General features: G+C 48.9%; 11 protein-coding genes. 8 read left to right on the forward strand and 3 right to left on the reverse strand.

Going from position 1 to position 14622, the window contains the following annotated elements; translation table 11 throughout:
- The first annotated feature begins 184 nt into the window (after positions 1–184).
- Positions 185–1615, forward strand: coding sequence for a cardiolipin synthase (cls, locus tag AC3WTJ_RS15075; protein WP_492522467.1), 1431 nt, complete (start codon positions 185–187; stop codon positions 1613–1615).
- A 23-nt stretch (positions 1616–1638) separates the two neighbouring features.
- On the opposite strand, the gene ligD is transcribed toward cls, so the two are convergent.
- A complete protein-coding gene (gene ligD, locus AC3WTJ_RS15080; RefSeq protein WP_492522468.1) occupies positions 1639–2523 on the reverse strand; it encodes a non-homologous end-joining DNA ligase in 885 nt (294 codons plus the stop codon).
- A 234-nt stretch (positions 2524–2757) separates the two neighbouring features.
- Between ligD and AC3WTJ_RS15085 the strand changes: the two genes are divergently transcribed.
- The 5 genes from AC3WTJ_RS15085 to AC3WTJ_RS15105 all read left to right on the forward strand — a co-directional run bounded on the left by AC3WTJ_RS15085 (position 2758) and on the right by AC3WTJ_RS15105 (position 7416).
- Positions 2758–3375, forward strand: a complete 618-nt coding sequence (locus tag AC3WTJ_RS15085; protein WP_492522469.1) for a nitroreductase family protein — start codon at positions 2758–2760, stop codon at positions 3373–3375.
- Between the two features lie 140 nt (positions 3376–3515).
- On the forward strand, positions 3516–5198 hold the full coding sequence (locus AC3WTJ_RS15090) for a hypothetical protein (protein WP_492522470.1): 1683 nt from the start codon (positions 3516–3518) through the stop codon (positions 5196–5198).
- Between the two features lie 143 nt (positions 5199–5341).
- Complete coding sequence (locus tag AC3WTJ_RS15095; protein ID WP_127453570.1) at positions 5342–5908, forward strand: sigma-70 family RNA polymerase sigma factor; 567 nt, start codon at positions 5342–5344, stop codon at positions 5906–5908.
- 4 nt (positions 5909–5912) lie between these two features.
- Positions 5913–6641 (forward strand): anti-sigma factor domain-containing protein, encoded by a 729-nt coding sequence (locus AC3WTJ_RS15100; RefSeq protein WP_492522471.1) that lies wholly within the window; start codon positions 5913–5915, stop codon positions 6639–6641.
- 448 nt (positions 6642–7089) lie between these two features.
- Positions 7090–7416, forward strand: coding sequence for a YnfA family protein (locus AC3WTJ_RS15105; protein WP_492522472.1), 327 nt, complete (start codon positions 7090–7092; stop codon positions 7414–7416).
- A gap of 66 nt (positions 7417–7482) precedes the next feature.
- Here AC3WTJ_RS15105 and AC3WTJ_RS15110 read toward each other — a convergent pair whose 3' ends face one another.
- Positions 7483–8775, reverse strand: coding sequence for an arsenic transporter (locus AC3WTJ_RS15110; RefSeq protein ID WP_492522473.1), 1293 nt, complete (start codon positions 8773–8775; stop codon positions 7483–7485).
- A gap of 152 nt (positions 8776–8927) precedes the next feature.
- Between AC3WTJ_RS15110 and AC3WTJ_RS15115 the strand changes: the two genes are divergently transcribed.
- Both AC3WTJ_RS15115 and AC3WTJ_RS15120 read left to right on the forward strand, forming a co-directional pair.
- Positions 8928–9329 carry a MarR family winged helix-turn-helix transcriptional regulator gene (locus AC3WTJ_RS15115; protein ID WP_492522474.1) on the forward strand — a complete coding sequence of 134 codons (402 nt, stop codon included), beginning with the start codon at positions 8928–8930 and terminating at the stop codon, positions 9327–9329.
- A 219-nt stretch (positions 9330–9548) separates the two neighbouring features.
- Complete coding sequence (locus tag AC3WTJ_RS15120; protein ID WP_492522475.1) at positions 9549–13625, forward strand: sulfite reductase subunit alpha; 4077 nt, start codon at positions 9549–9551, stop codon at positions 13623–13625.
- On the opposite strand, the gene AC3WTJ_RS15125 is transcribed toward AC3WTJ_RS15120, so the two are convergent.
- Positions 13622–14590, reverse strand: coding sequence for a helix-turn-helix transcriptional regulator (locus tag AC3WTJ_RS15125; protein WP_492522476.1), 969 nt, complete (start codon positions 14588–14590; stop codon positions 13622–13624). The two genes, AC3WTJ_RS15120 and AC3WTJ_RS15125, sit on opposite strands and share 4 nt — an antisense overlap.
- Between the last annotated feature and the right edge of the window lie 32 nt (positions 14591–14622).

Raw genomic sequence — 14622 nt, forward strand, 5'->3', positions numbered from 1 at the left:
GAATGATCATAGGAATGCGTTTATTATTCTCTGCGAAATGAAGGATTTTATTACGAAAGTTGGAAAATTTTATTGTGTCCCTGACTTGAAGGCAGATCAGTATAGAGGGAAAGCCCTTGGCAAAAGCTAACGTGACAAGGGATTAGAAGGAAGTTTTTCGCGCCAGGAAGAGGGGGTGAGGCTCGTGATTTGGTTGGTTGGTGTACTGCTTCTTTTCATTTTTCAGACAGCTACAATATTGATTGGTGAGTACAAAAGACCCGCCAAGACGGTGGCTTGGCTGTTCGTATTATTTATTCTCCCGATCATCGGTTTCCTCATGTACTATTTCTTGGCGAAGGAATACACCCAGCGCAAAACGGTTCGACGCAAAGGGCGCCGTAGAAGTTCTGAAACCAGGTACCAATGGCTGGGCATGGGAAGCCATAACCAGGAGAGAATCGAGGAGCAGCACTATCAGCTCTTAGAGGACTCACGGCTATGCGGGTTGCTTCACAACATTCCGGGCTCGGCCATTTCGCCGAATAACCGTGTGAAAGTGCTGACCAATGCGGATATCACGTATGAGGCGATGCTGGAAGCCATCGAGAAGGCCGAGAAGCATATTCATTTTGAATTTTATACGATTCGGCACGATGCCATAGGTAACAGATTTCAAGAAGCGCTCATTCGCAAAGCGCTGCAGGGGGTGAAGGTCCGCGTCATTTATGACGGAATCGGCTCCTACTCACTTTCGTCAACTTATATAAATAGATTTAAACAGGCGGGGATTGAGGTTTATCCCTTTTTGAGACCACTTATTGCGTTTTTCGATAAACGAATGAATTACCGTAATCATCGCAAAATCATTGTCATTGATGGATTGGTTGGTTTTGTCGGGGGTATTAACATCGGAGACGAGTATCTGGGAGGGGATCCCAAACTTGGCTTCTGGCGTGATACGCATCTTATGCTGCATGGGGACTCGGTGTATTATTTGCAGACGACTTTTATGACGGATTGGCTGTTCGTAAGCGGGGAACGTTTGGCTGATGAATCCATGTATCCAGAGCATCACGAATCGGAAACGTCCTTGGTTCAAGTGATTTCAAGCGGCCCGGACGCTTACTGGGATGCGATACAGGAGATGTTTTTTGCGGGAATTGTCGCGGCCAAGAAGCGGGTGTATATGACGACACCCTACTTTATTCCGGATGCAAGCATAACGATGGCGCTCAAAACGGCCGTTCTCAGCGGTGTGGATGTCCGCATCATCCTTCCTTACAAAGCAGATTCCCGTATTGTTCAATATGCCTCCCGCTCCTATTTATTAGAGCTCATGCAAGCAGGGGTTCAATTCTACCTCTATCGGAAAGGATTCATGCATGCCAAAGTCATGATCATCGATCATATGATGGCGACCGTAGGAACCGCCAATGTGGATATGCGCAGCTTTTTTAGCAATTTTGAATTGAATGCGGTGATGTTTAATCAGGACGTGATTGATCGTCTGGAAGATGACTTTTGGATGGATTTAAAAGATAGCGATGAGTTGAAATTGGCTGAATTTGAGCAAAGATCGCGATTGGAGAAGGGGAAAGAAGTGATTGCCCGACTGTTATCACCTTTATTTTGAGGAGTTCTATACAGAACTACTAACTAGCCGAGTTGGGCTAAAATCGCGTCCAGATTTTGGAGAGGGACCCCTTCAATCAAGTCGCCGTACTTCTTTAACCGGTCGAGGACCGTATGCAAATTGAATTCACGAGGGCTAGGACGCAGTTCAACCTCTTTCCATAACAGGGGAGTGGAGACGGATGCGTCTTTTTTGGCGCGCGGCGTATAGGGGGCAGAGAGTGTTTTCCCGTACCAATGTTGAAGGTAATCAATATAGATTTTATCCCCGCGGTTCTTCTTAAACCGTTCGATCGTAAACAGATTCGGGTAAATCTTGACGACATACGAGGCGATAAAATAGCCGATTTTCCGCAGCTGCTCGAACGTGTAGCCAGGCTGAATTGGAATATAAATTTGGACGCCTGTGGCGCCGGAAGTTTTGGCAATGGACTGAATATGCAGCGAGTCCAGCACCTCGCCGATGATATGCGCGGCTTCCATAATGCGCGGCTCTTCCTCCAAAGTCGGGTCGATATCAATCAGCCACTCTGCCGGCAGCGTACTGCCAATATAGTGAAAAGAGGGGTGGAACTCCAAACAAGCCAGATTCCCCAGCCAAAGAAGCGTAGATAAGGAGTCCAAGTTAACGTACTGAATGCCATCGAGCGGAGCTAACTTCACGAAGCTAGGTACCGGATCAGGGGCGTTTTTTTGGTAAAAGGACTTTTGATCATACCCGTTGGGGAAGCGGATGGTCGTTAAGTGCCGGTTGCGGCAGTAACGCAGCAGGTAGGGTGACAGCTCGGATAATTTGGAGAGATAATCTCCTTTCGTTATGCCTGCTTCAGGCCATAGAAGCTTATTGGGGTTGGTGATGGTCAGTTCATGACCTTCCACAAGCAGTGTTCCTTTGGTTGTGACCGCCATGTGTATATCCCTCCTGCACATTGTTTAGTTCTGATTATTCCCTCCAGGACGAATTCTCAAACTTTCGGGGCGATTCCGTGTTCGAAGTGGTTGACAAAATTCGAAGAATAAATCATAATAATAAAAGTAAATAACAAATAGTAAGTAACATATGAAGTGGAAGAAGATGCTGTTTTGTTATTAAGTTTATTTTATACTATTATACTAAATCACATATGATGGAGGAGATTTTATATGAGTAACAATGCGGTAGAGAAAAGCAATGCTTTCCTGAAAGCTGTTAAAGAAAGACGTACGTACTATGGACTAAGCAAAGGCACAGTGATTTCTAACGAACGCATTCAAGAGATTGTGAACGAGGCTGTGAAATACACGCCATCCGCTTTTAACTCACAAAGCGCCAGAGTTGTTGTCTTGTTCGGCGATCAATCCGATAAATTATGGAGCATCACCAAAGAAACGTTGAGAAAAATCGTACCTGCAGGCAGCTTCGCGCCGACAGAAGAAAGAATTAACGGCTTCAGCAACGGTTCCGGTACGGTTCTTTTCTTCGAAGATCAAACCGTTGTGGAAGGACTTCAAGCTCAGTTCGCCTCTTATGCCGATAACTTCCCGATTTGGTCGAACCAATCTTCCGGCATGCTGCAGCTCGTTATTTGGACGGCACTTGAGCAAGAAGGTCTTGGTGCCTCCTTGCAGCACTACAACCCGCTGATTAACGATGAAGTTGCTCAAACATGGAATATTCCAAGCGAGTGGAAGCTGATTGCCCAAATGCCATTCGGTAAACCAACTTTCGTTCCTGGCGACAAAGAGTTTCAACCGCTTGAGGATCGCGTAAGATTTATCTAATCGCTAATCACGCTGGATTCCCCCTTTCATTGTCAGATGACAGTGAAGGGGTTTTTTTAATTTATTTTTAAAAATAATCAAACCGCCTATGCCTGAGCTACGTTACCTTAAGTAGCAAAAATAAGGAGGAGTCATCGCGCATGGTTAATGTGAAAAAAGTAATCTTATCTTCCCTTGTATTATTAGGGCTAGCAGCAGGCGCTACGGCTTTATCAGCCGCGGCGGCGGAACCGCTGAACGTGAAATCCGAAACGGATATTGCGGGAGACTTGGGCATTCTGCAAGGAGACGGCAGCGGTTTGACCGCGGAATATTTGAACAAATCGACGACAAGACTGCAAGCGGCGGTGATGTCTCTGAGGTTGAAAGGTTTGGAATCCGAGGCGCTGGCTTATAAGGGGACTGACAACTTTAAGGATGCAAGCGGCGTTTCCAAGGAGAATCAAGCGATTCTTGGCTATTTGAAAGCGAATCCCGCTCTGGGCTGGCAAGGAACGGGTGCCGATACTTTCGAACCTATGGCCGGTATTACAGCGCAGCAGTATTACAAAGTTTTGCTGGAATCCCTTGGCTACGGGCAAGGCACTGATTTCCAGTACGATGATGTTATTACGTTTGCAGCCAAAAATGGTTTGTCCAAGATTGCTGGTGTGCAATCATTCAAGAACCTACATATCGCGGCCGCTACGATCGAGGCGTTAAAAGCGCCAATCAAAGGGTCATCCAAAACACTGGCGGTAGACCTAAGCGACAAAGGCAAAATTAATGCGAGTAAACTAAGCAGTCTCGAAACTCCGGCGCTTGACTTGAAGATGAGCGATACGTTAGGAAGTTATTTAACAGATGCCAAAGGGATGACTTTATATTATTTTACTAAAGATGTAGCAGATGTTAATTCTTGCGTAGACGCTTGTTTGGCGAACTGGCCGATTTTCAATGCCAATAATTTTACGGTTCCCGCTGAGTTCAGCGCGGCCGACTTCGGCGTTTTCACGCGTACTGACGGCAAGGATCAGCTCACTTACAAAGGGTGGCCGCTCTATTACTTCGCGAAGGATCAGAAAGCGGGCGATACGGTTGGCGATAATGTAGGCAAAGTCTGGTTCGTGATTAAGCCTTCGAATGGCGGAATTGCGATTGGCACGAAGCCTGATCTTGGCAATTATTTGACCGATGCTCACGGGATGGCGCTGTATGACTATGATAAAGACACGAAAGGCGTTAGTAATTGTTCGGGCAAATGCTTGGAGAAATGGCCTGTTTTCTACTCAAGTGCAATATCCGCCCCTACGGGAGTGAACTCGGCTGATTTCGGCACCTTGGTCCGCGCAGATGGCAGCTTGCAAACGACGTACCAAGGATTCCCGTTATATTACTGGGTAGATGACAAGAAAATGGGAGACACAACAGGACAGGATGTTGGCCATGTTTGGTACGTGATTGATCCTGCAAAATTTAGTGGCACAAAAGCTGTGAATTCCTCTGTAAAAACAAGTAAATCCGATGCGCTAGGTACTTACTTAGTCGATCAAAACGGCATGGCTCTGTACTTGTTCACCAAAGATAAAGCTGATCCTAACTCCTGCGTAGGCCCTTGTTTGGTAAATTGGCCGATCTTCTACGACGAGAACCTGACGGTTTCCGCGGATCTTACTTCAAGTGATTTCGGTGTGCTGACGCGAGCTGACGGTAAAAAGCAAAGCACTTACAAAGGCTGGCCGCTTTACTACTGGGTGAAAGATCATCTTCCTGGTGAAACGACAGGACAAAATGTAGGCAAAGTCTGGTTCGTTCTCGACCCGGCCAAGACAGAAGCAAGATAAATAAGACAGCTTTCGAACGCTCCGGCATGCTGGCAAGCTCAGCGATGCCGGGGTTTTCTTTTTCTATAAATCTATTGCCAAGACAACATGCGGGGAGATAAGGTAGTAGTATTAACTTTATTTCCACTCGGAGTGTGCCGAATATGCGAAATCGAACGGATGCCGAACTCATGAAGTTGGTCTTGGGTAAGCACCATCCTGCATTGGAAGAGCTTTACGATCGTTATGCAAAGCTTGTGTACTCCTTTGCGCTGAAGTCCTTGAAAGAGGAACAGGCGGCTAGAGAAATTGTTCAGCTTGTTTTTACGCGGCTCTGGACGACGGAGAAGGGATATGACGCAAGCAAAGGCGGCTTTGTAAATTGGATTATTACCGTTACGAGGAATATAACGATTGATTATTTAAGGAAGAAACGAAGACTTGAGCAAGTGGTCCGTTTTGAACCCAGAGAATGGGAACATTCCCTTGTTTCCGACGCTCCGGATCCGGAGTCCGTGATCTCGCGCAAATGGATCGGGGAGCAAATTCACGAGGCATACGTGCATTTGTCCGAGAGCCAGATTCAATTGATCGATATGATGTATTGGCAAGGTTATTCGTTAAGTGAGATAGCCTCTCAAACCAACGAGCCGGTGGGCACGATCAAAAGCCGTCTGCATCAATGTTTAAAAATACTTCGTAAGCATCTGACATCACTGAGGGAGGGATGACGTCATGAAAGAACATGAAACTGTCGATTGCAATGATTTGGTCAACTATTTGACCGGCGATTGCACAGAGCTAGAACGCACGGCTTTCGAGCGGCATCTGCGAACTTGTGCCAGCTGCCGCGAAGAATTAAGAGACCTGCAGGATGTTTGGCAGGCTTTGCCTTTTGAAATGGAAGAAGTGGAGCTGCCGCCGGACCTAAAGCAGGAGGTCATGCAGTCCATCTTGCCACCGGCTAAGCTTAAGACGATAACAAGTAAGAAAAAACGGTCATACAAATGGATATACGGGTTGTCCGCTGCGATTATCTTAGGATTGGCAGTAGGCATTTGGTGGAGCAGCCAACCGAAGAATTCAGCCCTATCCGCGAATCCGGGTTTAAGTGAGCCGGCAGAAATCATGCATACGTTCCAATTAAAGTCCGTTGAGAGTACAATGCCAACGGCTTCAGGGACGGCATGGGTGCTTCAGAACGGCGATGTGCACAACGTGGTCATTAATTTGCAAGGCCTCCAAGAGACAAAGGGAGATATGGCGTACCAAGTATGGTTCAACCGGAACGGGAAGCGGTACAACTGCGGAACACTGCGCGTTGATGAGAAAGGCACAGGGGTGTTGACTTATAGCATTCCGGTAAAAGGCAAGGACTTTCAGATCGACTCTTTCGGCGTTACGCTTGAGCCCGATCCTAACGGGCTGCAGCCGCGCGGGAAGAAGATATTGGGCACCTCCTAGAACGCTGCCTATGAAAACGAATAAGCCGCCTTATGAACGTACGGGTTCATGGTGCGGCTTGTTCGTTTATGCGTGCCGCGGGATGAGGTCAAGGGAACTATGCGGCGTTATTTAACGGGAAATAAGCGTGTGAGCCTGCGAAGGGGAACTGTGATCTCTTATTTCGCAACTATAGGCGAGATTTTGGCTCATTTCGCTGAAAAAAGAGCCTGTAGTTCCCTTCATATGCGGAATCCGCGATTTTTGCCAAAATAGCGCCATGTAGTTCCCGACATGAGGGCCTTCTCCATCCAGTGCCCGGCGCCGATAGTTAGCTGTCTTCCTCGGCGAAATTGGGAAGGCGTATAAATCGGGGAATTCCTTGACAAGACAGGGCAAATTTCAGATGATGGCTTCAAATGCCAAGGTGTGACTTGGCGGAATCGTCATCAGTGAGGAGAATGAGATTGTGTTGTTATCCATATTGATCTTTGTTATCGCAGGGCTAGCGGAAATTGGCGGGGGTTATCTGGTTTGGCTATGGCTGCGGGAATCCAAGCCTCTGTGGTACGGTATCGTGGGAAGTATCATCCTCATCGTATATGGGGTTATTCCAACCTTGCAGAGCTTTCCCTCCTTTGGTCGGGTGTACGCTGCTTATGGCGGAGTTTTTATCATACTAGCGGTATTATGGGGGTGGGTCATCGACAAAAAAACACCGGACCTTTACGACTGGACCGGAGCGGCAGTCTGTGTCATCGGTGTTTCCATCATGTTATGGGCGCCCCGGGGTTAGGGGCTGCTTCAACGGTAATCTGCTCATTCTTATAGTGTGGACAGAAATACAAACGTCATGCAGCCCCTAGGTAATAACCTTCAACCACAGATATAGACCAAGTAAAGTGATGAGCAGCGTAGGGATGGTAAGCACGATACCGATTCTAAAATAAGTCCCCCATGTGATCGTTACCCCTTTTTTCGAAAGAACATGGAGCCAGAGCAGTGTCGCCAGCGACCCGATCGGTGTCATTTTAGGACCCAAATCCGACCCGATCACATTGGCATAAATGAGAGCTTCCCGAATCACGCCGTCAGTCCCCGTGCCATTTACCGCTAGTGCGCCAATCAATACGGTCGGCAAATTATTCATAATCGAAGAGAGAATAGCGGACAGGAACCCCATGCCTACAGAGGCGGCCAACAAACCATACCCCGAAATAACTTCAATTACTTCTCCTAATGCATCGGTTAAGCCGGCATTTTTTAAGCCATAAACGACGACATACATGCCAATTGAAAAAATAACGATAGCCCATGGAGCGTCTTTGACGATCTGTTTCGTTTGGATAGCCTTACTGCTGCGGGCAAGCAGGAGGAAGACGAGCGCAGCGATTCCTACAATGAAGGAAACAGGGATTTTAACGAACCCGCTGGCCAAATATGCCGCTAGAAGGACACCCAGAATGACCCAGGACAGTCGAAAAAGCCGAGGATCTCGAATGGCGGCAGATGGATCTTTGAGATGAGTCCCGTCATAATCCGCAGGAATATCTTTTCTGAAGTATAGATACAGCACCAGCAGGCTTGCTCCTAATGAAAAAAGGCTGGTGACGAACATCCGGCTGGCATAAGTCGTAAAATCAATATTGAAAAAGTCGGCCGAAACAATATTCACCAAATTGCTGACGACGAACGGGATGGAAGTTGTATCCGCGATAAACCCGCTGGCCATGATGAAGGGGAGAATCATTTTATCCGGAAATTTTAAAGCCCGAACCATGGCGAGCACAATAGGCGTCAAGATGAGCGCAGCACCATCATTGGCGAAGAAGGCCGAAACTGCGGCTCCCAGCAGAATGACGTAGATGAACATGCGTTTGCCATTGCCCTTGGCCATACGCGCCATATGCAGGGCTGCCCACTCGAAGAAACCTATGTTATCTAGGATGAGCGAGATCAGAATAATGCCGACAAAAGCCAAGGTCGCATTCCAAACGATCCCTGTTACGGTGGCGACGTCCTGCAGAGAAACAACTTGAAAAATCAGTGCCAATAAGGCGCCTGCCGAAGCGGAGTAGCCGATATTGAGTCCCCGTGGCTGCCAGATGACGAATGTAATGGTAAGTAAGAAAATAAAGACCGCCAAATAAATCATGTGTTCCTCCCGACTCGGATTTCTTCAACATTTTCATAGTTCCTCTATCATTTGTCAATGCTTAAATCAAAGATTTGATAAAGGGGACCAAACCGTACCTTTAAATCGAAGTAGTGTGTTAAAATGATGTATCTTATTTTCGAGGTGCAGATATGTCCAAAGAACGATTACCCAAAGCGGTCTACGAGCAGCTAGCTTTATTTCGATATCAGATCCGAAAGTTTATTCATTTCAGTGAGTCAGCGGCGAGAGCGCATGGGCTCACTCCGCAGAATCATCAGTTGATGCTGGCGATCATGGGGTTTCCGGGGCGGGATTATGCAACGCCAAAGGAGCTTGCCGAGCGCTTGCAAGTTACTCCGCACGCCTGTGTGGAATTAATTAACCGTTGTGAACAGCTTCAATTGGTGTATCGTGTGCCTAATCCGGATGACGGGCGGAGCATATTTATCCGTTTGTCGGAGTCCGGCATGCGCCTGCTGGAGGACCTTTCAGAGATTCATATGAATGAATTGATGAATATCGGGCTTTTGGAATTCCCTGAAGAGGATTAATGTTATATAAATTAACATTAAATTAAATGATCTTCCTTCATCGTTTGAAAATTAGGTGTTTAAATGTTATGTAAATTAACATAACGACTTGATTTTTATCGCAATGCGATATATATTTTGTAGTAAGTAAGGATAATTGGTTTGCGGTGATGTCACTTTTCTTACATTTATACAAAAATTAATTGCGTGCATCCTGCACGTTAGCGCTGGTGAACCAACATGACAACGAACAAAGTGAAAAGCGTCTGTCCCTATTGCGGTGTTGGCTGCGGAATTGTGCTTGAGGTATCCGGAAACCGCGTGCTCAAGGTGACGGGTGATAAAGAGCATCCGACTAATTTCGGCCGTTTGTGCACTAAGGGCAATACTTGTGCGCAAGCTATCGCAGAGTCTGGGCGGATGGAATACGCATATAAACGTTTAGCGCGTAAGAAAGAACCTGTCAAAACCGGGATGGCGGATGCCATCAAGGAGACGGCGAAGCGTCTGCGTTCTATTGTTGACAAGTACGGCCCGGATGCCATGTCTTTTTATGTGTCGGGCCAAATGTCGCTGGAGGCGCAATATCTGGTTAACAAGCTGGCGAAAGGCTTTATCCGAACCAATAACATTGAATCCAACTCCCGCTTATGTATGGCTAGCGCAGGCAGTGGCTACAAGCTGTCGCTCGGGGCGGATGGTCCGCCGGGATCGTATCAGGACATGGACCGCACGGATTTGTTTTTCGTCATTGGCGCCAATATGGCGGATTGCCATCCCATTCTCTTTCTGCGAATGATGGATCGGGTGAAAGCGGGAGCCAAACTGATTGTGGTGGACCCCCGCCGTAACGCGACAGCAGACAAAGCAGGGCTTTATATGCAAATTAAACCTGGGACTGATCTTGCGCTTCTGAATGGCCTGCTGCATTTGCTTGTAAAGAATGGCCATACGGACCCGGCTTTTATAGCGGAGTTCACGTCCGGATGGGAAAGTATGCCGGCATTCCTGGAAGACTACACGCCGGATAAAGTTTCTGAACTAACCGGCATCCCCGAAGCGGACATTCGTCAAGCGGCATTATGGATTGGCGAGTCGCCGGAATGGATGACGTGCTGGACGATGGGGCTGAACCAGAGTACACACGGAACTTGGCATACCAATGCCATCTGCAACCTGCATCTGGCAACAGGCGCCATCTGTCGACCAGGAAGCGGGCCCTTCTCCCTTACGGGGCAACCCAACGCCATGGGGGGCCGGGAGATGGGATATATGGGCCCTGGATTGCCAGGGCAGCGATCTGTGCTGGCGCCGGCCGACAGGGACTTTATCGAAGATATGTGGGAAGTACCGCGTGGAACGTTGAAAACCGAAGTAGGCACAGGCACAGTGTCCATGTTCGAAAGCATGCGGGCCGGAGATATCAAAGCCTGCTGGATTATTTGTACAAATCCGGTCGCGACAGTGCCTAACCGCAAGAATGTGATCGCAGGCCTTGAGGCCGCTGAGCTCGTCATCGCGCAGGATGCCTTCTATGAAACAGAGACGAATCCTTATGCGGATATCCTGCTTCCCGGTGCTTTGTGGGCGGAGACCGAAGGCGTCATGATTAACTCCGAGCGGAATTTGACGCTGATGGAGAAAGCGGTCGAGCCGCCCGGCGAAGCGATGGCGGATTGGCAAATCATCGCCAAGGTTGCTTGCGAGATGGGGTATTCCTCTGCATTCACTTACACGACCTCGGCGGAAGTGTATCAGGAGATTCAGCGGGCGTGGAATCCTAAGACCGGCTACGATATCCGGGGAGCCTCTTATGAACGGCTGCGCGAAAAACCAGTGCAGTGGCCGATTGCGCCGGACAGCCGGAATGATCGCAATCCGATTCGTTACTTGAATGATGGGGTCAGCCAGCATTTGAAGGAACTTACGGATGGAACACGTCCGCGCATCGTTTTTGCAACGGAAAGCGGGAAAGGGATATTTTTGGCCCGGCCCTATTTGCCGCCGGCGGAGATGCCGGACTCCGATTACAGCTTCGTGTTGAATACGGGCCGGTTGCAGCATCAATGGCATACCATGACGAAGACGGGCAAAATACCGACGCTGAATAAGCTGAACCCCGGTCCCTTTCTCGAAATTCACCCTGAGGATGCCGAGTCGCTTGGCGTCAAGGAGCAGGACAAAATAGAAATTCGTTCGCGTCGCGGACTTGCCGTTCTGCCTGCGGTCATTACCGATCGCGTGAGGCCGGGGAACTGCTTCGCTCCTTTTCATTGGAATGATGCATTCGGAGAGAAGCTGGCCATTAACGAGGTGACAAGTGATGCGGTTGACGGCATCTCTTTTCAACCGGAACTCAAGTATTGTGCGGTTTCACTAGCTAAACAGAAGGAGGAAGTGAAGATGGCTACGATGGCACCTATCGATACACTTGCAACGATGCTCGGCATTCAATCCTCACCGCCGGTGGCGCTGGATAATCATGAGAAGATGTATCTTTCCGGATTTTTGACAAGTCTCCGTGCGGAAGATTCACGTCAGGTGCCAGGTATTCCTGTTCTGCCTCCTACAGCGCCTTTGGAGGCATCCAAACGGTATTGGCTGGATGGTATGCTGGCTGGTATGTTCTCTCGCACTTACCTTCCAGAAACCATAGCGCTGCCTGTAATAACGCCGGAGACCCCGCCGGAAGTGAAAGCAGCAGAAACAACGCAGTCTGATAAAGAATCGGTGACGATACTGTGGGCCTCCCAAACAGGGAACGCAGAAGGGGCAGCTATCCAATGCGCGCAGACAATGCAAGAAGCCGGCTACAACGTGCGTCTGATGAATATGAACGCCTATGCAATGGCCGATTTAAGCGCGGAACGTTACGTTTTCTTCTTGGTTAGCACGTTCGGTGCCGGAGATCCGCCGGATAATGGGGAGAGCTTCTGGAACGCGCTAAAAGGAGAAGCAATGACACGTTTGCCTGAACTGCATTACTCCGTCCTGGCCTTCGGGGATTCCAACTATGATCTGTTTTGCGGCTTTGGGCGCAATTTGGATGCGCGTTTGGAGCAGTTGGGCGCTAAACGCCTTAACGGGCGGGTCGACTGTGATACGGATTACGAGGAACAAGCCGCAGCGTGGATGAAAGCCGTTGTGACGAAACTAAGTGAACCGGCTGCTACGGTTACAACCGAAACCCAAGTGACCTATGACCGCAATCATCCTTTAACTACACGAGTAGTAAAGAGCAGGCTTTTGAACGGAGAAGGTTCCGAAAAAGAAACCCGTCACTATGTTTTCGATCTCGCGGGCAGCGGGATGTCTTACGAGGCCGGGGATGCGCTTGGCGTATGGCCAACCAATGATCCGAGGATGGTCTCTGATATTTTGGAAGCCGTTAAGGTGGATCCATCGACACAGGTGACGGTAAAAGACAAAGGGCAAATGACCGTCACCGAGGCGCTTCGCCGTCACTTCGAACTTGCCAGGGTCACTCCGGCGATAATGGAGTTCATCCAGGAACGTGCCCATAGCGGAATACTGGGTAACTTATTGCAAAATAAAGCGGAACTGAAAAAGTGGCTTTGGGGCCGCCAATTGGTTGATGTGCTGCAAGCATATCCAATGAGTAAAGCTATCTCCGCAGAGGAACTTCTACAAGTGTTAAAACCGCTGCAGCCTCGCTTGTATTCCATTTCCTCCAGTCCAAAAGCGAAAGCTGATGAAGTCCACATTACTGTATCAACCGTTCGTTATGAAATCGAGGGCAAACCGCGGACCGGCGTTTGTTCCGGATTCCTGGCGGATCGCGTCCAAGGCGAGGGCGAGGTGGGACTCTTTATCCAAAAGACCGCTCACTTCAGACCGCCGGCCAATCCGGACGCCGGCATGATCATGATCGGACCGGGGACTGGAATTGGGCCTTTCCGGGGCTTTCTTCAAGAACGTAAGGCGACCGGGGCCAAAGGAAAGAACTGGCTCATTTTCGGGGAACAGCGCGCAGCGTGTGATTTCTACTTCCAAGAGGAGCTGGAGACCATGCGGCAAGAGGGAACGCTGCACCGTCTGGATACCGCTTTTTCCCGTGACCAAGAGGAGAAAATCTACGTTCAGCACCGCATGCTGGAGCATGGGGCAGAGCTGTGGGCATGGCTGAAGGCTGGCGCTCACTTCTATATTTGCGGAGACGCCAGTTCAATGGCCAAAGAGGTGGATGCCACGCTGAAACAAATCATTCAGCAGCATAGCGGCATGAGTGCAAGTGAAGCGGAGGGTTATGTGAAAGAAATGTCGCGTACCAAACGATATGCGAAAGATGTCTATTAAGTTTCAAAGAGAACGCGCCCTGTCTGGGAGAGATTATATCCTTGGATAGGGCGTAGTTCGTTATGGAAAACCTCGGATTGCAGCACTTCTTTTACCCGTTCGATCCATGCCAGGTTCTCTGGTTTCTTCAGCATAACAAGATCAACGCGCTCTTGAATGAGCGGAATGAAATCGACGCCACCGACCATAGAAGCCGCTTTTTCGATCCCTACGCCGTAATCTCCTTCCCCTAGAGCCACTTTGCCTGCGACGCCCATATGATTCGATTCCTCACGTTCATAGCCGATAATGTCCCGATAGGAAATGCCATGCAGACGGAGCTGCTCATCGAGCAAAACGCGGGCGCCGGAGCCCTTTTCGCGATTAATCAGCCGAAGGCCTTTCTGCTTGAGATCAGCCCAGCCCTGAATCTTCTTGGGGTTTCCTTGCTGGACATAGAGACCTGCCGATCTTGAGACAAGATTGATGACAACGTAAGAGGAGCCGATCAGTATTTTGCGAACATAAGGAATGTTGTACTCGCCTGTGTCACCATCCAAGAGGTGTGTGCTGACGATGTCGGTTTCCCCTCTGTACATAGCGATTAAGCTGTCCAAGCTTCCGACATAAGATCGTAGAGGCCATCTGTTAGGGATCTTTTTCTCGATATGTTTGGCCAAAATGTCCAAGCTGATATCCTGTCCGGTGATGACAAGCGTGTTTTTGGGGACGGATGACAAGCCGGATGAAGTGCCTGACGATGTAGTTGACGGCGCTGGTTCCGCGGTGTCCGCTTTGGGTGCAGCTAGCATATCACCTTTGGCGCGCGTTTTATAAGCCTCCAAGTCCGAGGCGTCTACACGCATTTGTTTACCTACCCGATAGGCGGGTAAATCCCCTTTTTTAATAAGATCATAGACCGTTAGTTTGGAGATTTTTAAAAGCTTCGCGATCTCTTCCGTGGTATAGGATATATCGGCTGTCATGGTCACCCTCCGTGGCGCTCTGGTTATTCGTT

This window comes from Paenibacillus sp. FW101-FHT12H11, from assembly GCF_058790355.1.

What these genes read in the sequence shown, in the direction of transcription:
- ligD (WP_492522468.1), bottom strand. Translation starts at nt 2,523, where the DNA reads ATGGCGGTCACAACCAAAGGAACACTGCTTGTGGAAGGTCATGAACTG.
- AC3WTJ_RS15085 (WP_492522469.1), top strand. Translation starts at nt 2,758, where the DNA reads ATGAGTAACAATGCGGTAGAGAAAAGCAATGCTTTCCTGAAAGCTGTT.
- AC3WTJ_RS15090 (WP_492522470.1), top strand. Translation starts at nt 3,516, where the DNA reads ATGGTTAATGTGAAAAAAGTAATCTTATCTTCCCTTGTATTATTAGGG.
- AC3WTJ_RS15095 (WP_127453570.1), top strand. Translation starts at nt 5,342, where the DNA reads ATGCGAAATCGAACGGATGCCGAACTCATGAAGTTGGTCTTGGGTAAG.
- AC3WTJ_RS15100 (WP_492522471.1), top strand. Translation starts at nt 5,913, where the DNA reads ATGAAAGAACATGAAACTGTCGATTGCAATGATTTGGTCAACTATTTG.
- AC3WTJ_RS15110 (WP_492522473.1), bottom strand. Translation starts at nt 8,775, where the DNA reads ATGATTTATTTGGCGGTCTTTATTTTCTTACTTACCATTACATTCGTC.
- AC3WTJ_RS15115 (WP_492522474.1), top strand. Translation starts at nt 8,928, where the DNA reads ATGTCCAAAGAACGATTACCCAAAGCGGTCTACGAGCAGCTAGCTTTA.
- AC3WTJ_RS15120 (WP_492522475.1), top strand. Translation starts at nt 9,549, where the DNA reads ATGACAACGAACAAAGTGAAAAGCGTCTGTCCCTATTGCGGTGTTGGC.
- AC3WTJ_RS15125 (WP_492522476.1), bottom strand. Translation starts at nt 14,590, where the DNA reads ATGACAGCCGATATATCCTATACCACGGAAGAGATCGCGAAGCTTTTA.